Raw genomic sequence first — 20,965 nt, 5'->3', positions numbered from 1 at the left:
CCGGTCCGGCTCAGCGCGACAGGAAGCCGAGCAGAGCGGCGTTGACCTCGTCGGCGTGGGTCGCCAACATGCCGTGCGGAGCGCCCTCGATCTCGACATACTCGGCGTCCGGGAGTCGCTTGGTGAACTCGCGCCCGGTCGAGTCGATCGGCAGGATGCGATCGGCGGTGCCGTGCACGATCAGTGCCGGGACGTCGACCTTGGTGATGTCGTCACGGAAGTCCGTCAGCCAGCTGTCGACGACGGCCGATGCCGCGAACCACGACGAGCCGACGGCCACGTTCCAGCTCGCCCGGACCGTGGCCTCGCTGATGCGGCTGCCCAGGTTCTCGTCGAGGTTGTAGAAGTTCTCGTAGAACGAGTCGAACCACGCGAAGCGATCGTCCGTCGCGGCCTGGCGGATGCCGTCGAAGACCTCGGCCGGCACGCCGGCAGGGTTGTCGTCGGCCTGCAGCAGGTAGGGCTCGAGGGACGCGAGGAACGCGACCTTCGCGACGCGCGCGGTGCCGTACGTCCCGACGTACCGGCCCACCTCGCCGGTGCCCATCGAGAAGCCGACCAGGACGACGTCCTGCAGGTCCAGGGTCTCGAGCACGACGTTGAGGTCTGCAGCGAACGTGTCGTAGTCGTAGCCGGTCGTCGGCTGGCTCGACTGGCCGAAGCCGCGGCGGTCGTACGTGATGACGCGATGGCCGGCCTTGAGGAGGGCGGCCGACTGCTTCTCCCACGAGTGCCCGTCGAGCGGGTAGCCGTGGATCAGGACAACAGGCTGCCCCGTGCCGTGGTCCTCGTAGTAGAGCTCGATGTCGGTGGAGTTCTCGGTGCCGACTGTGATCGTTGCCATGTCAGTTCCTCTCGAAGTATCTGGAGAACGTCCGTTCTCCGGTATGCTCTAGACTAGAGAACGATCGTTTTCTAGGCAAGGGCTCGAGAGGATCAGTTTCATGACGAACGTCACCACCGACGCGCGTAGCATGAGCGACGACGCCGCCCGCGAGCTGGTGGTCGCCACGGCGGACCGGCTCTACAACCTCCGCGGCATCCAGTCCGTCGGCATGGACGCCCTGCGCGACGAGTCGGGCGTCTCGCTCAAACGGCTCTACAAGCTCTTCCCCTCCAAGGAGGTCATCGTCGAGGAGGTGCTCCGGAGCCGGCACGAGCGCTGGACGAGGAGCGTCTCCGAGGCGGTCGCTGCGGCATCGACCCCCCAGGAGGGCCTGCTCGCGATCTTCGACTTCCTCGGCGTGTGGTTCGGCGAGAACGACTTCCGCGGCTGCGGGTTCATCAACTCGTTCGGTGAGCTGGGCGGGACCGTCGAGTCATTGGCCGGCATCGTCCGCGACCACAAGGCCGACTTCCAGGCGTACGTCGCACAGCTCGTCGAGCAGGCCGGCGGGCCGGCGTGGCTCGGCCCGCAGCTCGCGATCCTGGCCGAGGGCGCCCAGACGACCGCGGCGATCGCCGGCACCCCGCAGGCCGCCGACGACGCGAGGCGCGCAGCGCAGATCCTCATGGATGCCGCCGGCATCAAGGGCTGACCCGAATCGCCAGACATATACAAATGGAAAGACCCGGTCAAAGAGCAACCGGGCCTTTCCATTTGTGGAGCATAGGAGATTCGAACTCCTGACCTCTTCGATGCGAACGAAGCGCGCTACCAACTGCGCCAATGCCCCTCGTGCTGCCCGGCAACTTTATCAGGCGGTTCAGTGACCCACTGCGCGGCGTTCGTCGCCGGCGTCGTCGCTGCGCTTGGGCAGCTCGACGTCCTCGCCCTCGATGTGTCCCGAGGTCCAGGCGCCGGCCTGGCCGAAGTCGATCGTGCGGACCGTGCGGCCCGCACGGGGCTTCGTGACGTACGTCGGAAGGGTCACCGGGAGCGGGTCCCAGAGCGCCTCGCCGGTCGTCGACACCGACGGCACGGCGATCACGATCTGGTCGTCGAGCGCGTTGGCCTCGAGCGGCAGGTCTTCCATCTGGTGCTTGCGGCCGGGGTTGATGTCCTCGAACTGGCCCGAGACGATGATCGTCTGTTCCTCGTCGTCGGCGGTCGACGCGGCCTTCTTCTTCTCAGCCTTGGGCTGCTTCGGCGTCTTGACCTTGGCGATGCCCAGCTCGCTGCGCACCTGGATGCGGCAGGCGACGAGCCACGCGACGATCAGGGCGACCGGAGCGGCGACCCAGGAGGGTGCGATCACCGAAGCGCCGGCGAGGCCGCCGACGATCGCGGCAGAGGCGAGGAGGGTCAGGAGCGTACGACGACGGCGCCGGGCCGCGAGCCGCGCTGCGGGACGGTCGAGCGTACGGGCTGTGGGGGCCGCAACCTTCTCGGCGACTGGGGCCGCTTCGACGGGCTCGACGACCGATGGCGAAGCCTCGACGACCGATGGCGAAGCCTCGACGACCGACGGTGCGGGCTTCGCGACCTGGCGGGCGATGACGCGGGACTGCGAGCCGGAGGTCTCCACCGAGGCGTTCTTGCTGGCCTCGTCGTATCGGCGCAGGGCAAGGGGCACGAAGTACGCAGCCCAGACGGCCACGACGAACGCGATGATCAACCCACTGCTGGCACCCACGTGCAAAACGGTAGGCGGTGCGGGTCCACTTGCCCGGCAGCCTTGGCCGTGTGTCGCCTGAGAACTTGTGGGACGGGTGTGACTCGGCGCTCTGGGCGGGTCACCCCGCAGGGTCGGACGGCGGGTCGAGGCGCTTCATGAGGCCACCCGGCACGTCCTCGACGAGGACCTGGAAGATCCGGTGGTCCCGCCACTCCCCCGCGATGTGCAGGAACCGCCGGGCCAGCCCGATCTCGGCGAACCCCAGCTTCTCGACGACGCGCAGGCTCGCCGCGTTCTCCGGGCGGATGGCGATCTCGACGCGGTGCAGGCCGATCGTCAGGAGCAGGTGGTCCGCGACCAGGGCCACCGCGGTCGGCGTGATCGACTTGCCGGCGTGGCTCTTGGCGACCCAGTAGCCCAGGCTGGCCCATCGCGCCGAGCCCCACGTGATGCCGTTGACCGTGAGCATGCCGACCATCTCGCCGTCCCACGTCAGCACGAACGGCATCGCCTGGCCCATGCGCGCCCGACGGCGCAGCGTCCCGACCATGCCGACGTACGACGTGGCCGGCGGCCCGGCCTCACGGGGCAGTGTCGCCTCCCACGGGCCGAGCCAGTCGGTGTTCTCGGAGCGCAGCCGCGACCATGTGCGGGCGTCGCGACGACGCAGCGGACGTACGCCGATGCGCCCGTGCGAGAGGACGACCGGCCACCCGGGACTCAGGAGCCGCCCCCTACGCCGTTCGCGCGTGGGGGGACCCCCACGCCGGGGTGGTCGCCGCCCAACAGTTGGTCGACCGCGTGCGGCAGCACGTCGGCGAGCACCTCGAGGCCGTCCTTGACCCCGCCGCGCGAGCCGGGCAGGTTGACGATGACCGCCTGGCCCGAGACGCCGGCCAGCCCGCGAGACAGCGTCGCGGTCGGCACACCCTTGGCGACGCCGTGGGCGCGGATCGCCTCGGCGACACCGGGCAGCTCCCGGTCGAGCAACGGGCGAGTTGCCTCAGGAGTGCGGTCGGTCGGGTTGATGCCGGTGCCGCCTGTCGACAGCACGACCGAGACCCCATCGGCGAGCGCCGCCCTGATCGCTCCGGCAACCGGGTCCCCGTCGCCGACCACAGCCGGGTCGCCGACCTCGAAGCCCCAGGCGCGCAGCGCGTCGACGATCAGGGGCCCGGTGGTGTCCTCGTAGACCCCGGTCGACGCCCGGTTGGACGCGACCACGACGGCTGCCTTCATGCTCGCGTCCAGTCGCCGCTCTTGCCGCCGGACTTGGCGACGACCTCGACGCCGGTGATGCGGGCGAGCTTGTCGACGGCCTTGACCATGTCGACGACGGTGAGTGCGGCGACGCTCACGGCAGTCAGGGCCTCCATCTCGACGCCCGTACGGTCGGCGGTCCGCACCGTCGCGGTGATCGCCACGGCATCGTCCTCGACGACCAGGTCGACCTCCACGCCACCGATCGCGAGCGGGTGGCACAACGGGATCAGGTCGGGAGTCCGCTTGGTCGCCATGATGCCGGCGATGCGCGCGGTCGCGATGGCGTCGCCCTTGGGCACTCCTTCGCCGCGCAACAGGCTGATGACCTCGGAGCTGACCTCGACCCGGCCGCGCGCCGTCGCGGTGCGGGCCGTCACGTCCTTGGCAGTGACGTCGACCATGCGGGCAGCGCCGGAGTCGTCGACATGGGTCAGGCGGTCGGGCATGGTCAGAACGGCCGATCGAGCACGAGCGTGCGGACCGTGTCGCCCATGTTGAGCGCGGTCTGGTCCTCGCCGACGATGATCAGCGCGTTGGCCTTGGCCAGCGAGCCGATGAGGTGTGAGCCGTTGCCGAGGATCGGGGTGACCTTGGCGCCACGGTGGGTGACCTCGAAGACGCCGCGGACGTACTGGCGGATGCCCGGCGTGGACCGCAGGTCCGAGGCCAGGACGGCGTGCACCATGGGCCGGCGGTAGGGCGTACGGCCCATCATGCGGCGGATCGCCGGCAGGACGAACACCTCGAACGAGACGTAGGCCGAGACGGCGTTGCCGGGCAGCGTGATGATCGGGGTCTGCTCGTCATAGACGCGACCGAAGCCCTGCGGCTTGCCCGGCTGCATCGCGACCTCGACGAAGTCGACCGTGCCGAGCGCCGAGAGCGTCTCCTTGACGACGTCGTGGTCGCCCTTGCTGATGCCGCCGCTCGTCACGACGAGGTCCGCCCGGACGAGCTGCTCCGAGAGCACCTTGCGGAACGTTCGCGGGCTGTCCTCGACGGCGCCGACGCGATAGCAGATCGCACCGGCATCGCGTACGGCCGCGGCGAGCATGTAGCTGTTGCCGTCGTGGATCGAGTCGAAGTCGAGGTGGGTGCCGGGCTCGCGCAGCTCGTCGCCGGTGGAGATCACGACGACGCGCGGCCGGGGGCGCGCCTTGGCGCGGGGCGCTCCGAGCGACGCCAGCAGGCCGATCTCGCGGGGCCCGAGAACCGTGCCCTCGGCCAGCACCGTGTCGCCGGACTTGATGTCGTCGCCCTTGGGCCGGATGCATGCGCCGGGTGTCGTGGACTCGTAGATCTCGACGCGCGCGTTGCCGCGGTCCGTCTTCTCGAACGGGATGACGGCGTCGGCGCCGCGCGGGATCGGCGCGCCCGTCATGATCTTGACCGCAGTGCCGGCGCTGATCGCGAACGGCCGGCCGGACCCTGCCGCGATCTCGCCGACGACGGGCAGCACGACCGGCTGTGCGCGACTCGCCCCAGCCAGGTCCTCGGCGCGGATCGCGTAGCCGTCCATCGCGGAGTTGTCGAAGAGCGGCAGGTCGGACGGGCTGACGAATGCCTCGTGCAGCGGCAGGCCGAGCGACTCCACGAGCGGTTGGTCGTACGCACCCAGCGGCCCGATGCCGCGGAGGATCTTCTCGAGGTGGTCCTCGACGGTCAGCATGCCCTCGCGGACGCTGGCCGGCCGCGGTCGCGCGGCTGGCGCAGCAGGCGGCGGGCGCAGGTGCAGTCGGGGCCGGAGGGGTTTCGACAGGCTCAACCGGCGGAGTCTGTGGCAGGCGTACGGGCGCGGTCTCCTCGCTCTCAGAAGCCGGGCTCGAGGGGAATCCGGGGATCGGATCCGGCGGAGTGTCCGAGCCGAGCGGCAGCATGTTCTGCTCCGGCCCGTCGTCGGTTTCTCCTGGTGACATGCGAGTCAGCCTAACCGGGCGCCCGCCGGGACGCTCTGGGCCGCGCCGGAGTCGTCGAGCACCGCATCACCGCGCACCGTGACACCGCGGCCGAACCGCCAGTCACCCTTGACCTTCAGCGAGGTGGCATCGACCAGCGACGGGGCCTCCGGGATGCGGGCGTCGAAGTCGGCGATCGTCGTGTAGAACCGGCGATCGAGGTCGACCAGCGGCGCCGAGCTGACCTGCGCACGGAGGCGGAAGTCCTCGCCGACGCCGTAGACGTCGGACCGCAGCAGCATCAGGTCGTTGGTGGTCTTGACCGGCAGGAAGCGCGAACGATCGACCTCGATCGCGGTGGCGCCCTCGAACACCTCGACGGCCGCGCCCATCGCCGACTCGATCTGCACGACCTTGGTCGAGGACGGGTCCGTGGGATCTACGGTCTTGGCGTTGCGGATCAGGGGCAGGCCGAGGATGCCGTCGCGGGCCTCCAGCGTCGCCTTCATGACCCGCAGGTCGAACCAGAGGTTGTTGCAGTGGAAGTACTGGTGCCGCTGCGGGTCGTCAGCCTGCCCTGCGTCGTCCGGGTCGACCTGCGCGGTCTCGCGCAGCACGAGCCGACCGTCGCTCTTGCGTACGACGATGTGCCCGCCCTTGACGTCGGCGGGCGTGCGCCGGCAGACCTCCGCGGCATACGGGGCACCCGACGCGGCGAACCAGCCCATCATCGCCGGGTCCGGTGCCGAGCCGAGGTTGTCGGCGTTGGACACCGTCGCGTAGTGGTAGCCGGCGTCGAGCAGGGCGTCGAGGATGCCCGACACCTCGAGCGCCGTGTAGAGGTCGCCGTGGCCCGGCGGGCACCACTCGAGCGACGGGTCGGCCGGCCAGTCGACCGGGGTCAGGTCGTCGGCGCGCAGCTTGGGCTCGCGGTTCTGCAGGAAGTCGATCGGCAGGCCCTCGACCTCGAGGTCGTCGTACTTCGCCAGCGCGGCGAGGGTGTCGTCGCGGGTGCGGAAGCTGTTCATGAACAGCAGCGGCAGGCGTACGTCGAGGGTCCGGCGCAGGTGGCGCACCTGGCCGACGATGACGTCGAGGAACGTGAGATCGGGGCGCACGGAAAGCAGCGTCTTGGCGCGATCGAGGCCCATCGACGTGCCCAGGCCACCGTTGAGCTTGATGACGGCGGTCACCGCCGCCGCGGCCCGGCACTCCTCGTCGCTGAGCTGGAGCGAGCCGGCGTGGTCGATGCCATCGAGCGGATCGACGTCAGCCTCGCGGATCATCCCGCTCTCGCCCTGCTCAAGCTTGGCGTAGAAGGAGGAAAACACATCGATCGCACGCTGGGGCACGCCCGCGTCCTGCATGCGCTGCTGCGCCATCTCGAGACCCGACATTGCACATACGCTAGCGTCAGCGCGTGACGAAGGCACAGGCACGTTTGGACCTCCTCGCCAGGCGACGCGCCATGAGCACCGAGGCGCGGTTCGAAGCGGCCGAGGCCATCGCCCTCCACGTCCTCGCAGCGCCGGTGGTGGCGCGGGCCAAGCGGGTCGCCTGTTACCTCTCGATGCCGTCCGAGCCCGGCACGACCCCGCTGATCATGGGCCTGCTGGCTCGCGGCGTCGAGGTCATCGTGCCGCTCAGCCTCGACAACCGGACGCTCGACTGGGTCACGTACGAGCCGGAGTCGGCACTCGTGACGACTCCGCTCGGCATCCCTGAGCCGGCTGGCGAGCGGCTGGGGTCCGGGGCGTTGGACTCGTGCGACGTCGTCATCGTCCCTGCCCTCGCGGTCGACCATGCGGGCTACCGGCTGGGCCGCGGGGCGGGCTACTACGACCGCGCACTGGCCGGCGTGCGCGCGCCGTTGTGCGCGCTGGTGTTCAGCCACGAGCTGCTGCCCGAGGTGCCGCACGAACCGCACGACGTACCCGTGCAGCTGGCGGTCACCCCGGGCGGCGTGTTCCGCGTGCCCTGAGCCGCGGAATCAGGACTGGTCCGCGCGGACGAGCTCGACCTCGATCTCGAGGCGGATCTCCTTGGAGACGAGGAGTCCTCCGGCCTCGAGCGCCATGTTCCACGTGAGGCCCCAGTCCTCGCGGTTGATCGCGCCCGAAGCGCTGAAGATCGCACGCTCGGCGCCCCACGGATCCGTGGCCTGACCGACGTACTCCGCGGCGAGCGTGACCGGACGCGTGACGCCCTTGATCGTCAGCTCGCCGGTCATCTGCGCCTCGGCGCCGTTCGTCACGACTCCCGTGGAGCGGAAGGTGGCCTGCGGGTGGTTGGCCGCGTCGAAGAAGTCGTCCGACCTCAGGTGGTCGTCGCGGGTCTGGTTGCCCGAGCTGACCGATGCCATGTCGATGACGACCTCGACCTCGGACATGTCGAGGGGCTCGCGAATCGTGACGGTGCCCTCGACTCCGGTGAAGCGGCCGCGGACCTTGGTGAGTCCGAAGTGGCGGCCGACGAAGCCGACCTCGGCGTGACCGGGATCGATCGTCCAGGTGCCGACGGCCGGGAGCTGGGTCTGTTCGATGACGGGTGCTGTGCTCATGATGATCATTCCTTCGTGATAGTTATGTGCGTGTGCACACACTATACATTTGCGTGCGGATGCACGCAAGTAGTAGTTTTGGCGCATGGCTGAAGACCGCGATCCCGTTGCTGCATGGCAGGCCGTCCTGCGTGCCCAGAACCGAGCGCTCCGGGCGATCGAGCAGGACCTGCACGACCGAGGGCTCATCCCCCTGTCCTGGTACGACGTCCTGCTCGAGCTCAACGCCGCTCCAGACCGCCAGCTGCGGATGCAGGACCTCGCCGCGCGGGTCGTGCTGTCCCGCACTCGCGTCAGCCGACTGGTGTCAGAGCTTGAACGCGTCGGCTACATCGAGCGCGTGCCCGACCCCGACGACGGTCGTGCGACTCTGGCGCGCATCACGTCTGAAGGCCGCGCCGCTCGCCGGCAGGCCGCGCCGGTCTACCTCGCCGGCATCGAACAGCACTTCAGCCGCCACCTCACAACAGCGCAGCAGGATGCCATCGCCAGGGGCCTGCAGCGCGTCGTCGACGCCCACGACGTGGACCCGCGCAGGTAGGGCTTACGCGCGCTCGGCGCTGCGGATCTCTCCTACCAGCTCTTCGAGCACGTCCTCGAGCATGATGACGCCCAGCACGGCACCGGTCTCGTCGGCGACCCTCGCCATGTGCGAGCCCCTGGCCTGCATCGTGCGGAGCGCCTCGTAGAGGCCTGAGCCGGCGACGACCGTCGCCAGCGGTCGCAGCCATTTGTCCGCGATCGTCTCGAGGCGGGACTGGTCATCGGTCTCCAGCACGTCCTTGATGTGGAGGTAGCCGGCGATCTCGTCGTTCGCGTCGAGCACCGGGAAGCGTGAGAAGCCGGTCTCGGCGCAGGCCCGCTCGACGTCGACCGGGGTCGCCGTCGGCGGGATCGTCACCAATCCCGCCCTCGGCAGCAGCACCTGGTCGACCGTGCCCTCGTGGAAGTCGAGGGCACCCGACACGAGGCCGTACTCGTCCTCGTCGAGCAGCCCCTCGCGGCGGGACTCCTCGACGAGACCCGCGACCTCGTCATGGGAGTACGTCGACGCGACCTCACCCCTGGGCTCGGTGCCGAACAGCCGGACGATCAGGTTGGCCGTGCCGTTGAGCGCGACGACGAACGGCTTGAGGACCACGACGACGGCCAGCATGAAGGGGCCGAGGAACAGTGCCGCCCGGTCGGGGCCGACCAGTGCGAGGTTCTTGGGCACCATCTCGCCCAGCACGACGTGCGCGAACACCACGATCGTCATCGCGATGACGAACGACAGCGGATGCACCGCGCCGTGAGGCACGTGGAGGGCGTCGAACAACGGCTCGAAGAGATGCGCGATCGCCGGCTCCCCCACCGCGCCGAGTCCCAGCGAGCAGATCGTGATGCCGAGCTGCGCCGCGGCCATGATCTGGGTGATGTTCTCGATCGCCCGCATCGCCATGCGCGCGGGGCGCGACCCGGCCTGGATACGGGGCTCGAGCTGCGTACGCCGGGCCGAGATCAGCGCGAACTCGGACGCGACGAACAGTGCGTTGAGGGCCAGCAGCACGACCGTCAGCAGCACGCCGTAGAGATCACTCATGCGCCCTCGCCCCGTCGTCGTCGACCGTGAGTGAGACCCGGTCGATGCGCCGACCTTCCATCCGCTCGACCCGGAGGATCACCACCAGCGGCTCCGGATCGTCCTCATCGTCATCAGGCGTGCGATCGAGGTGGAGCGTGACGGTGTCGTCGCGCACCGCGATACGGCCGAGCTTCTCGTGGATGAGCCCCGCGATCGTCTCGTAGTCCTCGCCTTCGGGCAGCGCCACGCCGGTCTGCTCCTCGATCTCGTCGGGTCTCAGGAGGCCCGACAGCGACCAGGTGCCGTCGCGGCGGTGCCGGCTGCGCGAGGAGAGCCGGTCGTGCTCGTCCGCGATGTCGCCGACGATCTCCTCGACCAGGTCCTCCAGCGTGACGACACCGTCCGTCCCGCCGTACTCGTCGACCACCACGGCCATCTGCATGCCCTGCTCACGCAGCAGGGAGAGCAACGGGTCGAGCTCGATGCTGTCGGGCACGGTCGTCGCCGGATCGATGATGTCGAAGATGCGGACATTGCGCCGGCGGTCCGGTTCGATGCCGACGGCTCGCTTGATGTGCACGATGCCGAGCACGTCATCAGGGCTCTTGCCGATCACCGGAAATCGCGAGTGGCCGGTCTGCCGGGCCGCCTCGATGACGTCGAACGCCGTGTCCCGGCCCTCGAGGAAGTGCACGCGCACCCTCGGCGTACGCACGTCGGCGGCGGTGCGGTCGCCGAACGCGATGCTGCGGGCCACCAGGTCGGCGGTCTCGTCGTCGATCGCGCCCTGCTGAGCCGAACGCAGGACGAGTGACCGCAGCTCGACCGGGGACCGGGCCGACCGCAGCTCTTCCTGGGGCTCCACACCGAGCAGGCGCAGGATCGCGTTGGCGAGCCCGTTGAGGGCCCGGATGGGCCAGGCCATCGCCTTCGTGAACATGCGCTGCGGCCACTGCGTCAGCGCAGCCGTGCGCTGGGGCAGAGCGAGCGCGAAGTTCTTGGGCACGAGCTCGCCGACGAGCATCGTCACGACCGTGCTGAGCACGAGCGCGATGGCGTACGCGACGCCCTTGAGCGTGCTGCCCTCGAGGCCGGCGGACTCCAGCGGATCGTGCAGCAGCTTGCCGATGGCCGGCTCGGCGAGGAATCCGATCACGAGGTTGGTGATCGTGATGCCGAGCTGCGCTCCGCTGAGCTGGGTCGACAACGTGCGCAGGGCCAGAAGAGTGCCCTGTGCGCCGGCGTCACCCGCCTCGGCGTCGCGCTCGATCGTGGCCCGGTCGACCGTGACGAACGAGAACTCGGCGGCGACGAAGACGCCACACGCCAGCATGAGGAGGAGCGAGGTGGCCAGGAGCAGCCATTCGGTCATCGCTGCGCTCCGGAAGGACGGTGTCGACGAGGACCAGCCCAACAAGGACTGGCCCGACAAGGCACGGGATCGGTCACGGTGCGGGCAACTGTACCCTTGGGGTGCATCATCGATCGAGCGGGAGCAAGACGTGCCGAAGTACCAGTACCAGTGCAAGGACTGCGGAGAAGCGCTGGAGGTCCAGCAAAGCTTCACCGACGATGCCCTGACCGTCTGCCCCAACTGCGGCGGCGATCTCCGCAAGGTCTTCAACGCGGTCGGCGTCGTCTTCAAGGGCTCCGGCTTCTACCGCAACGACAGCCGCTCCACCTCGACGTCGAGTGACGCCGCGAAGCCGGCGGCCAAGGAGAGCTCCTCGTCATCGAGCTCGACCTCCTCCGACTCCTCGTCATCGAGCTCCACCCCGGCCAAGAAGTCGGGCAAGGAGTCCGCAGCCTGATCCTGGCTGTGGACAGCGCTGAGCGCTGTCTCCCGGAACTTCCTAGAGTCCCGGCATGGACCGGATCCATCGCTTCGTCTTCGAGCACCGCCGCACGCTTGCTGCCGTCTTCGCCGGCCTCGCCGTCCTGACCGCCCTCTCCGCCCTGCGCCAGGAGTCCGACGGGACCACCGTGCTCGTCGCGCGCCATGATCTGCGCAGCGGCCACGTCCTGGCCGCCTCCGACCTGCGCAAGGCCACGGTCCCGCCGAGCTCGCGACCGTCACACACTCTCGGCCGCGGCGCCGCGATCGGTCGCCGGGTTGCCGGTCCGATGCGCGCCGGCGAGGCGATCACCGACTACCGGGTCCTGCAGGACGACGCGTTGTCCGGGTATGCCGACGACGCCGTGCTCACGACGATCCGGGTGGACCGGGCCGACGGCCTGACCGGGCTGCACGTGGGTGACCGCGTCCACGTCGTCGCGGTGGATCCCGACGGCGAGAGCAGGGCCAAGGTCGTCGCCCGCGCCGTCGAGGTCGTGACCCTGCCGTCGAGCGGGGACAGCGAGGTGGTGCCGGTCGGCATCGTCACGACCGAGAAGATCGCCCTCGCGCTGGCGACCGCGGCGCTCGAGGCACGGTTCAGCGTCATCACGTCGTCCTAGTCGCGGACTTGAGGCCTCGCTATGGTCGAGGGGTTCACACCCAACTTGTAGGGGGAAACATGATCAAGGGCTTCAAGGACTTCCTGATGCGCGGCAACGTCATCGACCTCGCCGTCGGCATCGCGATCGGCGTCGCCTTCACGAGTCTCGTCGCCGCCTTCGGCGACAACCTCATCAACCCGATCGTCGCATCGGTCGGCGGCGGCAGCGACAAGGGATTCGGCTTCCAGATCACCGACAGTGCCAAGACGCTCGTCGACATCGGCGGCCTGATCAACGCGCTGATCGTCTTCGCCGTGACGATGGCGGTCATCTACTTCGCAGTCGTCGTTCCCGTGCAGAAGCTCCAGGCGATGCGCAAGCCCGGACCGGGCGTCGACGAGCCGGAAGCAGTGCCCGAGGACATCGCCCTGCTGCGCGAGATCCGCGACTCGCTCGCCCGCCAGCAGCGCCCGCCGCTCTAACCGTGGTGCGGGGGGACGTCGCGGAGGTAGTCGTCGTCGCGTGACGATGACTCCTTCTCGCCCCAACCCTCCGCGGTCTCGTCGCTCGTCGTGTCGGGGAACAGGTCGCCGAGCAGCTCGGCGGCCCTCCGCCGACGCTCGACCTCGTCCTTGCCGAGTCTGGCGGGTCGCTCAGACGAGGTCATCGAACCAGTCCGGCGTGAGCTTGGGATGGTACGGGTGCCAGCCCGTGCGGTCGCTGAACAGCTGCGAGCTGACGCGCTGGGAGCGGGTCAGGATCTCGAGCTTCTCGCCACCCAGCCGCAGGATCCAGCCGGGCAGGAAGTGCCCACCGCGCCGCCCGGCCGCCATCGCGATCGTGTCGACGTAGTCGCGGCGCTGCACCGGCTCCGCGCCGACGTTGTAGAAACCGCCCGGGGCGGTCAGGGCGTGCACGACCGCGGAGCCGACGTCGTCCGGGTGGATGACGTGCATCCAGGAGCTCTCCGCACCGAGGCCGATCGACCGGCCCGCCGCCGCACGCCGGAACAGCCAGGCGGTGTTGCGGTCGTTGCCGGTGATGAGCCCGAATCGCAGGCTCACGGCGGTGCCGCCGGCCGCCTCGATCGCCTTGACGTTGTCCTCGGCGACCACGACGGGCTCGGTCGCATGGGTCACGTCGACCGGGCTGTGCTCGTCGATCCAGTCGTCGTCCTGGTCGGCGTACATGAAGCTCAGGCTCTGCTGGACGATCCGCTCGACACCTGCCCGCCGAGCCGCGTCGGTCACGACCTTCGAGCCGTGGAGACGGATCCGGTCGATCGCCTTGAGCGATCCCGGGCGGAGCGCGCGCGTGCCGACCGGCACCCTCGTGGCCAGGTTGGCGACGGCGTCGCAGCCGGCCATGCCCGCGGTCAAGGCGTCGAGGTCGTAGAGGTCACCGAGACACGTCTCGGCGCCGGTCGCGGCGATCAGCTCGGCACTCCTGGGCGTACGGGCGAGCCCGACCACCTCATGACCCGCGAGGTGCAGTGCGGCAATGGACGATCGGCCCATGACTCCGCTCGCACCCGTGAGAAAAACCTTCACGAACTCTCCCTGGTGGAGGATCCCGGGCACCATCTGCCGGGGAATCTCCGGATGCTGGCCGGTGGGCCTGCCCGGAGATTACGAAAGGATAACAATTCTCCGGAAGCGCGTGTTACCTCCTGGTAACTTTACGGTTTCTGAACGAGCGGGACGATGTCCGCGATCGAGTCGAAGATCTGCGTCGGCCGGAACGGGAAACGCTCGATCTGAGCCGGTGCCGTCGAGCCGGTGAGCACCAGGAACGTCCGCAGGCCGGCCTCGAGGCCCGACAGCACGTCGGTGTCCATCCGGTCGCCGATCATGACGGTGGTCTCGGAGTGACCCTCGATCTGGTTGAGCGCACTGCGCATCATCAGCGGGTTGGGCTTGCCGACGAAGTAGGGCTCGACATTGGTCGCCTTGGTGATCAGCGCGGCGACGGAGCCCGTGGCCGGCAGCGAGCCACCGGGCGACGGGCCGGTCGGGTCGGGGTTGGTCGCGATGAACCGGGCCCCGTTCTCGATCAGCTGGATCGCGCGGGTGATGGCCTCGAACGAGTAGGTCCGGGTCTCGCCCAGGACGACATAGTCGGGCTCACGGCTCGTCATGATGTAGCCGACGTTGTGGAGAGCCGTCGTCATGCCGGCCTCACCGATCACGTACGCGGTGCCCTCCGGCCGCTGCTCGCTGAGGAATTTCGCGGTGGCCAGGGCCGACGTCCAGATCGCCGACTCGGGCAGGTCGATGCCGGCCACGCGCAACCGGGCGCACAGGTCCCGTGGCGTGAAGATCGAGTTGTTGGTGAGGACGAGGAACTTGCGTCCGGTCTCGGTGAGGCGCGCGATGAACTCCGCCGCGCCGGGGATCGCCTTCTCCTCGTGCACGAGAACGCCGTCCATGTCGGTCAGCCACGTCTCGATCGGCTTCGTCGTCATACCCCTATTGTCCACCAGCCGCGTGCTGTTCGAAGAATCGCCAGATCAACGTGCTGGCGTCGATCTCCTGCGTCATGACACCGGAGACGCGTCCGGACGGGTACGGCTTGCCTCCCGGCCAGCGGTGACCGCCGTTGTCCACGACGTACACATTGACGTCCGAGCCGGCCCGGCAGGTCTTCCACGTGAAGTGGCGGACGTGCCGGGACACCGTGGTCGTCGCGCTGGCGGCCGGACAGCTGTCGTGCGCGGCCCAGCTCGCCATGACGTCGTTGACGGGCGGCAATGGGCCGATGACGGTCTTCGCGCCGGCGTACGGGACCACCGTGTCCCGCAGGCCGTGGAAGTAGATGATCGACGCCGGCGGAGCGCTCCGGCAGGTGTCGTTCCAGTAGGGCCCGGACACCGCGCCGTACGCGGCGAATCTCGTCGAGCCGTCACAGGCCAGGGCGAGCGCCAGGACCGAGCCGTTGGAGAAGCCGGTCGCGTAGACCCGCGACGAGTCGACGCAGGCTTCGGACTTGACCTCCTTGACCAGGTTGCGGACGAATGCCAGGTCTGAGGTCGGGTGACTGATCGGCGTACGGAAGTCCCACTCGGTGACGCGCCCGCGGGCCAGCGGAGCCACGAGGATCGCGTGATGCTTGTCGGCGAGCGTGGCCATGCTCGTCGTGTTGATGACGCCTTGCGGCGTGCCACCGTAGCCGTGGAACAGGACCACGACCGGGGTCTTGGTGGAGCCGTCGTAGCCCGGCGGCACGTGGATCAGGTAGCGCCGCAGCTGGCCGCCCGACTCCATCGTCCGCTCGGTGGTGCCGGCAGGCAGCGACCGGCCCGGGCTGCACTCGTCGCCGGGTTCGCGGATCGTGTCGGCCTTGCCGCACGAGGTCATCCCCAGCGCCAGGAGAGCGAAGATCGCTGCGAGGGCCAGCAGCCGCCTCACTGCCCGGAACCTGCAGCGCACAGGCGTCGGAGGTGGTGGCACATAGAGGCGATCGTATGGGTTGGGACCAAGACTGGATAACCTGAGTCCTCACGCCCTCGTAGCTCAGTCGGATAGAGCGACCGCCTCCTAAGCGGTAGGCCACAGGTTCGATTCCTGTCGGGGGCACCGATCGACCCTCGCGGACCGGCACCGACACGCCGAGGTCCCCGGCGAAGCGTGTTCGCCGGGGACCTCGGAGAGTGCTGCGGAGCGTGCAGGGTCAGACGACCACGAGCTCCTCAGCGTGCTCGAACGGCGTCTCGTCACCCTCGACCGCGGCCGGCGGGCTCTGCTTGGTCACCAGCACGAGTGACAGCAGGGCGGCCAGGAGAAGTGCGCCCAGCCCCCAGTTGAAGGCGACCGTGTAGCCGTGCACCACGCCATCGGCGGTCTTCGCGACCCCGTTGGCGGCGATGTAGCTGGTCGTCGCCGTCGCTGCGATCGTGTTGAGCAACGCCGTGCCCAGCGAGCCGCCGACCTGCTGCGTCGTGTTGACCAGCGCGCTGGCAACACCCGCGTCGTGGTCCTCGACCCCGATGAGCGCTGTGCTCGACAGTGCGACGAACGCGAGTCCGACACCGAGGCTCATGACGATCTGCGCCGGCAGAACCGTGGTGACGTAGCTGCCGTCGACCGTGATCTGGGCGAAGAGGAACATGCCCACCGCAGCCGCCAGGGTGCCGCCGACCATCAGCGGACGCGGCCCGATGCGAGGCAGCAGGGCGCTTGCCACACCTGCTCCACCCACGACGCCGATGCTGAAGGGCAGGAAGGCCAGGCCGGACTTCACGGCGGAGTACTGCAGCGTGCCCTGCATGTAGTAGACGAGGAACAGGAACATGCCGAACAGTGCGAGTCCGAGCAGCAGCGACACGAGGAACGCGGCAGCGCGGTTGCGCTCCAGGAACACCCGGGTGGGCAGCAGCGGCTCACCGGTGTTGCGCTCGATCACGACGAACGAGACGAGCAGGACGACGGCTGCACCGAGCAGGAGGATCGTGCTGGTCGCCGACCAGCCGCTCTCGTTGGCCTTCGTGAAGCCGTAGACGAGGGCGACGAGGCCCAGAGTGCTGGTGACGACGCCGGGGATGTCGTAGCGAGGCTTGCCCTCGGCGCGGCTCTCACGGACGAGGATGGCTGCGGCCACGGCCGTCGCGATGGCGATCGGGGTGTTGACCAGCAGGGTCCAGCGCCACGAGGCGTACTCGGTGAGGACGCCGCCGAGGATCAGGCCCAGTGCCGCGCCACCGCCCGAGATGCCGCCGTAGACGCCGAACGCCTTGGCCCGCTCCTTGGGCTCGGTGAACGTGACGCTGATCAGCGAGAGCGCAGCCGGCGCCATGAGGGCGGCGAACGCACCCTGCAGGGCGCGAGCGGAGAACAGCTCGCCCTGGTTCTGCGCGAGGCCACCGACTGCGGAGGCCACGCCGAACCCGACGAGGCCGATGATGAAGGCGCGCTTGCGGCCGACGAAGTCAGCGATGCGGCCGCCCAGGAGCAGCAGCCCGCCGAATGCCAGCGCGTACGCCGTGACGACCCACTGGCGGTTGGCGTCTGAGATGCCGAGCGCGTCCTGGGCGGACGGCAGGGCGATGTTCACGATGCTCGCGTCGAGCACGACTATCAGCTGCGCGATGGCAATGACGACCAGCGCCAGCCATCGACGCGGGTCGACGCCGGTGGGCGTCTCGGTCTGGATCGAAGTTGTCATGGGATGTCCCTCAGGTCTGGGGTGCGATGGCGTTCATCGACCTCACACAACGTACGAGACACAATCATCCGAGTCCAGACGATCCGAGTGTGACTTATCCGACGTTGAACATATGTTGATCTACCGATACCCTCCGAGCATGGGAACTTCGCTCCACGAGTCCGAGACGCAGGCGCTCGCCTCCTGTGCTGCGGCGTACCCCGCTGATCTCACGATCCTGCTGCACGCCGCGACCAACCGAGTGACGATCTACCTCGATCACGCAGCTGCGGAGATGGGCCTCAACGACGCCCGCGACTGGCTCGTCCTGTCCGCTCTCGAGGACGGGCAGCAGCGCACGCAGCTCGAGCTGAGCCGCGTCGTCTGCGTCGACAAGACGACGCTGATCACGGTGCTCGACCGGCTCGAGCGGCAGGAGCTGATCGTCCGAACGGTCGACCCGTCCGACCGTCGGGTCCGCATTCCCCAGATCACCGATGCCGGCCGGCGTGTGTTCGCCACCTTCGCGACCGCCCGTGACGCGGCCGAGGCGCGTGCGCTCGACGGCGTCAGCAAGGCCGACCGGGAAGTGCTGATGCGCCTTCTCGGGCGCATCGCGACCGACACTGACACCCTCGCCACCACGGCCTGAGGCGGCACCGTGGAGAAGGTCGTCGTGCTGCTCCGCGTCACGGAGCCCGACGACCGGTGGTGCGAGCAGATCCGCGGCCAGGTCGCGACCGGGCTGCTGGACCTGGGCGTGGAGGGACTCGCCGTCAACGTCCGTGACGGCGCGGTCCGGGACTCTCTGATGACCTTGACGACACTGGCACCGCCGGTGGCCGCGGTCGTCAGCATCTGGACCCAGCAGTCGTACGGGCCCCAGGTGGCAGCAGCCGTCGAGCTGCTGGCCGGTCACTGCGAGTCACTCGCGGCGTACCTGGTGACCGAGTCGGTCCCCATCGCGCCGCCTGATCGCCTCGACGACCGCACTCCCGGCTTCGCGAACATCGCGCTGCTGCGCCGACCGGTTGACCTCGACCACGCCACCTGGCTCACGCGGTGGCAGGTCGACCACACGCCGGTGGCCATCGAGACCCAGGCGACGTCCGGCTACACGCAGAACGTGGTGGTCCGTCCACTCACGCCCGACGCGCCGGCCATCGACGGCATCGTCGAGGAGCTGTTTCCCGACGCCGCCACCACCGACCTCCACGCGTTCTTCGGGGCGGCCGACGACGCCGATCTCCATGACCGGATGACGCGGATGGTGGCGAGCACCTCGGCGTTCGGGGCGACCGACAACATCGACACCGTGCCGACGAGCCGGTTCCTGGTCAGGTCGCCGTTCCCGGCGACCTGACCCAAGCACTCAAGCGGTCGCGGCGTCGCGTACGAGCGCGGTGTCGACGAACTGCTCGAACCGGACGATGAGCCCGCCACGCACGACGAAGTGGTGCGCGACGCGAGCAGCCAGCGACTTGCCGGTCGCCTTGTGCTGCGCCGTGTAGCGCGCCAGGACGACGACGTTCTCGCCGTCGACGACGTACGTGTCGTCGTGTGCCGCCCAGCCGTCCCAGTCGGCGCCGAGCTTCTCCATGACGTTGCTCGTGACGCCTGCGGGCGTCCGGTAGGTCCCGGCGAGCGGGAACCCGGCCATCTCGGTCCACTCGACGTCGGGTGCCAAGGTCGCCCGGAGCGCCTCGAGGTCACCAGCAGCTGAGGCGAAGTACTGGCGGCGTACGACGTGGGCGGGCGATGCCTCGTCGATCAGCCCCACGTCATCTCACCCTTGGCGACCTTGGTGCCGAGATCCGCGGCGATGACGAGCCCGGCGTCGGGGTACGCGGCGAGCAGCTTGGCCTTGGCGTCCTCTGCGGTGGCGGACTCGGTGACCGTCTGCTCGAAGAACCGCAGGTAGTCGCGCGTGTGCGTGATCGCCGTGAGGTCCGTCGGCGCACCGGCGACGCGGTGACCGGCGACGACGTACGTCGGGGCGAGCGCCTCGAGGGAGTCGAGGACACGGACCCACTCGGCGCGGAGCTCCGGCGTCGCGCTGTCGGCGGTCCACACGTGGAGGCCCTCGAACAGCAGCACGCCACCGATGAGCGAGCGGGAGGCCGGCTCGAACAGGTACCAGGCACGATCGCCGAGCTGGTCGCTGCCGCGGCGCACCTCGATCTGGGTGCCGTCGACCGTCAGGACGGTCTCGGTCAGCTCCGCGATGTCCACGAGCCGGGTCGGCAGGTTCGCACCGAGGTGGGCCCACGCCTTGAGCTTGCCCTCGTACGAGTGCTGGATGTGCTCGATGACGTCAGAGGGCGCGGAGAACGTGGCCTGCGGGAAGGCGTCGGCGATGACCTCGGCGCCGAAGTAGAAGTCGGGGTCGCCGGCCGTGATCAGGACGCGCGTCAAGGTCTTGCCGGAGTCGAGGACCTCGGCGACGATGCGGTGGCCGTCGGCGCGGGTGAAGCCGGCGTCGACGACGAGAGCCTCGGTGTCGCCGCTGACGACGACGCTGGTCTTGTTGAGCGAGCCCGGGGCCGCGTCGAACACGGTGTAGGTGAGGGTCATGGTTCTTCCGATCTGTGGTGAACTAAGCTGTCACTTGTAAAAATAGGCGCCGCACGCTCGATGCACACGGTCTCGACGGGACACTCCATGGTGAAAACCGGACAGCCCCCTCCTGCGGACATCCGTCCAGTGCGGTTCGACCCGCCGACTCCTGAGGTTGGCGACATGGAGGTGCTCAGCCTGGAGCGGATGCGCGTACGGGGCGGCCCGACGGAGTTCCTCACCCCGCAGCGCCTCGACTTCGACATGCTGCTCCGCATCGACGACGGCGCCACGACCCACACGGTCGACTTCACCGAGCACGCCCTGGGTGCCGGCGACGTGCTGTGGGTCCGGGCCGGTCAGATGCACCAGTGGGGACGCATCGGCGACATCGACGGACCCAGCGTGCTGTTCGCCGCCCACGCGATCGACGATCGCACCCGCGAGCTGGTGCGCGCCGCGGGGACGGCGATCCCGAACGTCTGGCCGGCCAGCGACATCGAGGGAACCCCGGTCGCCGAGGCGTGGGAGCTCCTCCTCTCCGTCGGCCGGCAGGCCACGCCCGGCGGCCGCGCCGACCTGCGCAACGCCGCGCTCGCACACGCCACAGGTGCATTGCTGACCCAGCTGGCCCTCGCCCAACCTGCCGACCAGACGACCGGACCCACCGCGACCCACGAGGCGTACATCTGGTTCCGCGACGAGATCGACCGCCGGTTCAGTGAGTGGCACCAGGTCACGCACTACGCGGACCGGCTGGGCTACTCCCCGCGCACCCTCAACCGGCTGGCGCGGGCGCACACCGGACGGTCGGCCAAGCAGCTCATCGACGAGCGAGTCGTGCTCGAGGCCAAGCGCCTGCTGAGCCACGGCGACGCACCGGTGGTCGAGATCGCCGAGCAGCTGGGCTTCGACGACCCGTCGAACTTCTCGGCCTACTTCCGCGCTCGCGCAGGCGTCACGCCCGGAGCGTTCCGCAGGACTGGGTGAG

At 69.2% G+C, this 20,965-nt stretch carries 26 protein-coding genes and 2 tRNA genes; 10 read left to right on the top strand and 18 right to left on the bottom strand.

What is annotated here, in order from left to right:
- Positions 1-10 precede the first annotated feature (10 nt).
- A complete protein-coding gene (locus BOSE46_RS09280; RefSeq protein WP_159539971.1) occupies positions 11-844 on the bottom strand; it encodes an alpha/beta fold hydrolase in 834 nt (277 codons plus the stop codon).
- A 100-nt stretch (positions 845-944) separates the two neighbouring features.
- On the opposite strand from BOSE46_RS09280, the gene BOSE46_RS09275 reads away from it, so the two are divergent.
- Complete coding sequence (locus BOSE46_RS09275) at positions 945-1,538, top strand: TetR/AcrR family transcriptional regulator (RefSeq protein WP_159539970.1); 594 nt, start codon at positions 945-947, stop codon at positions 1,536-1,538.
- A gap of 65 nt (positions 1,539-1,603) precedes the next feature.
- Here BOSE46_RS09275 and BOSE46_RS09270 read toward each other — a convergent pair.
- The 7 genes from BOSE46_RS09270 to BOSE46_RS09240 all read right to left on the bottom strand — a co-directional run bounded on the left by BOSE46_RS09270 (position 1,604) and on the right by BOSE46_RS09240 (position 7,113).
- A tRNA-Ala gene (locus BOSE46_RS09270) sits at positions 1,604-1,676 on the bottom strand.
- A gap of 30 nt (positions 1,677-1,706) precedes the next feature.
- On the bottom strand, positions 1,707-2,576 hold the full coding sequence (locus tag BOSE46_RS09265) for a hypothetical protein (RefSeq protein WP_159539969.1): 870 nt from the start codon (positions 2,574-2,576) through the stop codon (positions 1,707-1,709).
- Positions 2,577-2,676: 100 nt separating this feature from the next.
- Complete coding sequence (locus BOSE46_RS09260; RefSeq protein ID WP_256366738.1) at positions 2,677-3,243, bottom strand: GNAT family N-acetyltransferase; 567 nt, start codon at positions 3,241-3,243, stop codon at positions 2,677-2,679.
- A gap of 35 nt (positions 3,244-3,278) precedes the next feature.
- Complete coding sequence (locus BOSE46_RS09255) at positions 3,279-3,797, bottom strand: molybdenum cofactor biosynthesis protein B (protein WP_201299587.1); 519 nt, start codon at positions 3,795-3,797, stop codon at positions 3,279-3,281.
- Positions 3,794-4,267: a cyclic pyranopterin monophosphate synthase MoaC gene (gene moaC / locus BOSE46_RS09250; protein WP_159539968.1), complete on the bottom strand. Its 474-nt coding sequence runs from the start codon at positions 4,265-4,267 to the stop codon at positions 3,794-3,796. The genes BOSE46_RS09255 and moaC overlap by 4 nt, the downstream gene beginning before the upstream one ends.
- Positions 4,268-4,269: 2 nt before the next feature.
- Positions 4,270-5,586, bottom strand: a complete 1,317-nt coding sequence (glp, locus tag BOSE46_RS09245; RefSeq protein WP_371415505.1) for a gephyrin-like molybdotransferase Glp — start codon at positions 5,584-5,586, stop codon at positions 4,270-4,272.
- 156 nt (positions 5,587-5,742) lie between these two features.
- Positions 5,743-7,113: a UTP--glucose-1-phosphate uridylyltransferase gene (locus tag BOSE46_RS09240; protein WP_159539966.1), complete on the bottom strand. Its 1,371-nt coding sequence runs from the start codon at positions 7,111-7,113 to the stop codon at positions 5,743-5,745.
- A 23-nt stretch (positions 7,114-7,136) separates the two neighbouring features.
- Here BOSE46_RS09240 and BOSE46_RS09235 point away from each other — a divergent pair, with 23 nt between their 5' ends.
- A complete protein-coding gene (locus tag BOSE46_RS09235; RefSeq protein ID WP_201299586.1) occupies positions 7,137-7,697 on the top strand; it encodes a 5-formyltetrahydrofolate cyclo-ligase in 561 nt (186 codons plus the stop codon).
- A gap of 9 nt (positions 7,698-7,706) precedes the next feature.
- On the opposite strand, the gene BOSE46_RS09230 is transcribed toward BOSE46_RS09235, so the two are convergent.
- The gene (locus BOSE46_RS09230) at positions 7,707-8,276 is read right to left on the bottom strand and encodes a YceI family protein (RefSeq protein WP_159539965.1); all 570 of its coding nucleotides are present in this window, start codon (positions 8,274-8,276) and stop codon (positions 7,707-7,709) included.
- Positions 8,277-8,361: 85 nt separating this feature from the next.
- On the opposite strand from BOSE46_RS09230, the gene BOSE46_RS09225 reads away from it, so the two are divergent.
- Positions 8,362-8,817, top strand: a complete 456-nt coding sequence (locus BOSE46_RS09225) for a MarR family winged helix-turn-helix transcriptional regulator (protein WP_159539964.1) — start codon at positions 8,362-8,364, stop codon at positions 8,815-8,817.
- 3 nt (positions 8,818-8,820) lie between these two features.
- Here BOSE46_RS09225 and BOSE46_RS09220 read toward each other — a convergent pair whose 3' ends face one another.
- Positions 8,821-9,858, bottom strand: coding sequence for a hemolysin family protein (locus BOSE46_RS09220; RefSeq protein ID WP_159539963.1), 1,038 nt, complete (start codon positions 9,856-9,858; stop codon positions 8,821-8,823).
- Positions 9,851-11,212 carry a hemolysin family protein gene (locus BOSE46_RS09215; RefSeq protein WP_159539962.1) on the bottom strand — a complete coding sequence of 454 codons (1,362 nt, stop codon included), beginning with the start codon at positions 11,210-11,212 and terminating at the stop codon, positions 9,851-9,853. Before BOSE46_RS09215 ends, BOSE46_RS09220 begins: the two co-directional genes overlap by 8 nt.
- Before the next feature lie 130 nt (positions 11,213-11,342).
- Between BOSE46_RS09215 and BOSE46_RS09210 the strand changes: the two genes are divergently transcribed.
- The 3 genes from BOSE46_RS09210 to mscL are packed head-to-tail and all read left to right on the top strand — an operon-like array spanning position 11,343 to position 12,761.
- Entirely contained in the window at positions 11,343-11,651 is a 309-nt protein-coding gene (locus BOSE46_RS09210; protein WP_159539961.1) for an FmdB family zinc ribbon protein, read from the top strand.
- A 55-nt stretch (positions 11,652-11,706) separates the two neighbouring features.
- Complete coding sequence (locus BOSE46_RS09205; RefSeq protein ID WP_159539960.1) at positions 11,707-12,297, top strand: SAF domain-containing protein; 591 nt, start codon at positions 11,707-11,709, stop codon at positions 12,295-12,297.
- Between the two features lie 59 nt (positions 12,298-12,356).
- Positions 12,357-12,761, top strand: a complete 405-nt coding sequence (mscL, locus tag BOSE46_RS09200; protein ID WP_159539959.1) for a large conductance mechanosensitive channel protein MscL — start codon at positions 12,357-12,359, stop codon at positions 12,759-12,761.
- Here the strand turns inward: mscL and BOSE46_RS09195 are convergent.
- The 4 genes from BOSE46_RS09195 to BOSE46_RS09180 form a co-directional block, all read right to left on the bottom strand.
- Complete coding sequence (locus tag BOSE46_RS09195; protein ID WP_159539958.1) at positions 12,758-12,946, bottom strand: hypothetical protein; 189 nt, start codon at positions 12,944-12,946, stop codon at positions 12,758-12,760. The two genes, mscL and BOSE46_RS09195, sit on opposite strands and share 4 nt — an antisense overlap.
- Positions 12,933-13,829, bottom strand: coding sequence for an NAD(P)-dependent oxidoreductase (locus BOSE46_RS09190; RefSeq protein ID WP_159539957.1), 897 nt, complete (start codon positions 13,827-13,829; stop codon positions 12,933-12,935). The genes BOSE46_RS09195 and BOSE46_RS09190 overlap by 14 nt, the downstream gene beginning before the upstream one ends.
- Positions 13,830-13,957: 128 nt before the next feature.
- Positions 13,958-14,743 (bottom strand): HAD-IIA family hydrolase, encoded by a 786-nt coding sequence (locus tag BOSE46_RS09185; protein ID WP_159539956.1) that lies wholly within the window; start codon positions 14,741-14,743, stop codon positions 13,958-13,960.
- 4 nt (positions 14,744-14,747) lie between these two features.
- Complete coding sequence (locus BOSE46_RS09180) at positions 14,748-15,686, bottom strand: PHB depolymerase family esterase (protein WP_159539955.1); 939 nt, start codon at positions 15,684-15,686, stop codon at positions 14,748-14,750.
- A gap of 94 nt (positions 15,687-15,780) precedes the next feature.
- On the opposite strand from BOSE46_RS09180, the gene BOSE46_RS09175 reads away from it, so the two are divergent.
- A tRNA-Arg gene (locus BOSE46_RS09175) sits at positions 15,781-15,854 on the top strand.
- Positions 15,855-15,948: 94 nt separating this feature from the next.
- Here BOSE46_RS09175 and BOSE46_RS09170 read toward each other — a convergent pair.
- Complete coding sequence (locus BOSE46_RS09170) at positions 15,949-17,439, bottom strand: MFS transporter (RefSeq protein ID WP_159539954.1); 1,491 nt, start codon at positions 17,437-17,439, stop codon at positions 15,949-15,951.
- 139 nt (positions 17,440-17,578) lie between these two features.
- Here BOSE46_RS09170 and BOSE46_RS09165 point away from each other — a divergent pair, with 139 nt between their 5' ends.
- Together BOSE46_RS09165 and BOSE46_RS09160 are read left to right on the top strand one after the other, a co-directional pair.
- On the top strand, positions 17,579-18,070 hold the full coding sequence (locus BOSE46_RS09165; protein WP_159539953.1) for a MarR family winged helix-turn-helix transcriptional regulator: 492 nt from the start codon (positions 17,579-17,581) through the stop codon (positions 18,068-18,070).
- 9 nt (positions 18,071-18,079) lie between these two features.
- Positions 18,080-18,781, top strand: a complete 702-nt coding sequence (locus BOSE46_RS09160) for an EthD domain-containing protein (RefSeq protein ID WP_159539952.1) — start codon at positions 18,080-18,082, stop codon at positions 18,779-18,781.
- A 9-nt stretch (positions 18,782-18,790) separates the two neighbouring features.
- On the opposite strand, the gene BOSE46_RS09155 is transcribed toward BOSE46_RS09160, so the two are convergent.
- Both BOSE46_RS09155 and BOSE46_RS09150 read right to left on the bottom strand, forming a co-directional pair.
- Complete coding sequence (locus tag BOSE46_RS09155; protein ID WP_159539951.1) at positions 18,791-19,198, bottom strand: nuclear transport factor 2 family protein; 408 nt, start codon at positions 19,196-19,198, stop codon at positions 18,791-18,793.
- Entirely contained in the window at positions 19,189-19,992 is an 804-nt protein-coding gene (locus BOSE46_RS09150) for an MBL fold metallo-hydrolase (protein ID WP_159539950.1), read from the bottom strand. The genes BOSE46_RS09155 and BOSE46_RS09150 overlap by 10 nt, the downstream gene beginning before the upstream one ends.
- Before the next feature lie 165 nt (positions 19,993-20,157).
- On the opposite strand from BOSE46_RS09150, the gene BOSE46_RS09145 reads away from it, so the two are divergent.
- Entirely contained in the window at positions 20,158-20,964 is an 807-nt protein-coding gene (locus BOSE46_RS09145) for an AraC family transcriptional regulator (protein ID WP_201299585.1), read from the top strand.
- The last annotated feature ends 1 nt before the right edge of the window (position 20,965 follow it).

Source organism: Aeromicrobium sp. 9AM, assembly GCF_902506105.1.
In the GTDB taxonomy this organism is placed as follows: domain Bacteria; phylum Actinomycetota; class Actinomycetes; order Propionibacteriales; family Nocardioidaceae; genus Aeromicrobium.
Note: the sequence above shows the minus strand (reverse complement) of the source record. Positions and strands in the feature narration are given on the sequence as shown.

What these genes read in the sequence shown, in the direction of transcription:
- BOSE46_RS09280 (WP_159539971.1), bottom strand. Translation starts at nt 844, where the DNA reads ATGGCAACGATCACAGTCGGCACCGAGAACTCCACCGACATCGAGCTC.
- BOSE46_RS09275 (WP_159539970.1), top strand. Translation starts at nt 945, where the DNA reads ATGACGAACGTCACCACCGACGCGCGTAGCATGAGCGACGACGCCGCC.
- BOSE46_RS09255 (WP_201299587.1), bottom strand. Translation starts at nt 3,797, where the DNA reads ATGAAGGCAGCCGTCGTGGTCGCGTCCAACCGGGCGTCGACCGGGGTC.
- moaC (WP_159539968.1), bottom strand. Translation starts at nt 4,267, where the DNA reads ATGCCCGACCGCCTGACCCATGTCGACGACTCCGGCGCTGCCCGCATG.
- BOSE46_RS09240 (WP_159539966.1), bottom strand. Translation starts at nt 7,113, where the DNA reads ATGTCGGGTCTCGAGATGGCGCAGCAGCGCATGCAGGACGCGGGCGTG.
- BOSE46_RS09230 (WP_159539965.1), bottom strand. Translation starts at nt 8,276, where the DNA reads ATGAGCACAGCACCCGTCATCGAACAGACCCAGCTCCCGGCCGTCGGC.
- BOSE46_RS09225 (WP_159539964.1), top strand. Translation starts at nt 8,362, where the DNA reads ATGGCTGAAGACCGCGATCCCGTTGCTGCATGGCAGGCCGTCCTGCGT.
- BOSE46_RS09220 (WP_159539963.1), bottom strand. Translation starts at nt 9,858, where the DNA reads ATGAGTGATCTCTACGGCGTGCTGCTGACGGTCGTGCTGCTGGCCCTC.
- BOSE46_RS09215 (WP_159539962.1), bottom strand. Translation starts at nt 11,212, where the DNA reads ATGACCGAATGGCTGCTCCTGGCCACCTCGCTCCTCCTCATGCTGGCG.
- BOSE46_RS09205 (WP_159539960.1), top strand. Translation starts at nt 11,707, where the DNA reads ATGGACCGGATCCATCGCTTCGTCTTCGAGCACCGCCGCACGCTTGCT.
- mscL (WP_159539959.1), top strand. Translation starts at nt 12,357, where the DNA reads ATGATCAAGGGCTTCAAGGACTTCCTGATGCGCGGCAACGTCATCGAC.
- BOSE46_RS09195 (WP_159539958.1), bottom strand. Translation starts at nt 12,946, where the DNA reads ATGACCTCGTCTGAGCGACCCGCCAGACTCGGCAAGGACGAGGTCGAG.
- BOSE46_RS09185 (WP_159539956.1), bottom strand. Translation starts at nt 14,743, where the DNA reads ATGACGACGAAGCCGATCGAGACGTGGCTGACCGACATGGACGGCGTT.
- BOSE46_RS09170 (WP_159539954.1), bottom strand. Translation starts at nt 17,439, where the DNA reads ATGACAACTTCGATCCAGACCGAGACGCCCACCGGCGTCGACCCGCGT.
- BOSE46_RS09165 (WP_159539953.1), top strand. Translation starts at nt 17,579, where the DNA reads ATGGGAACTTCGCTCCACGAGTCCGAGACGCAGGCGCTCGCCTCCTGT.
- BOSE46_RS09150 (WP_159539950.1), bottom strand. Translation starts at nt 19,992, where the DNA reads ATGACCCTCACCTACACCGTGTTCGACGCGGCCCCGGGCTCGCTCAAC.
- BOSE46_RS09145 (WP_201299585.1), top strand. Translation starts at nt 20,158, where the DNA reads ATGGAGGTGCTCAGCCTGGAGCGGATGCGCGTACGGGGCGGCCCGACG.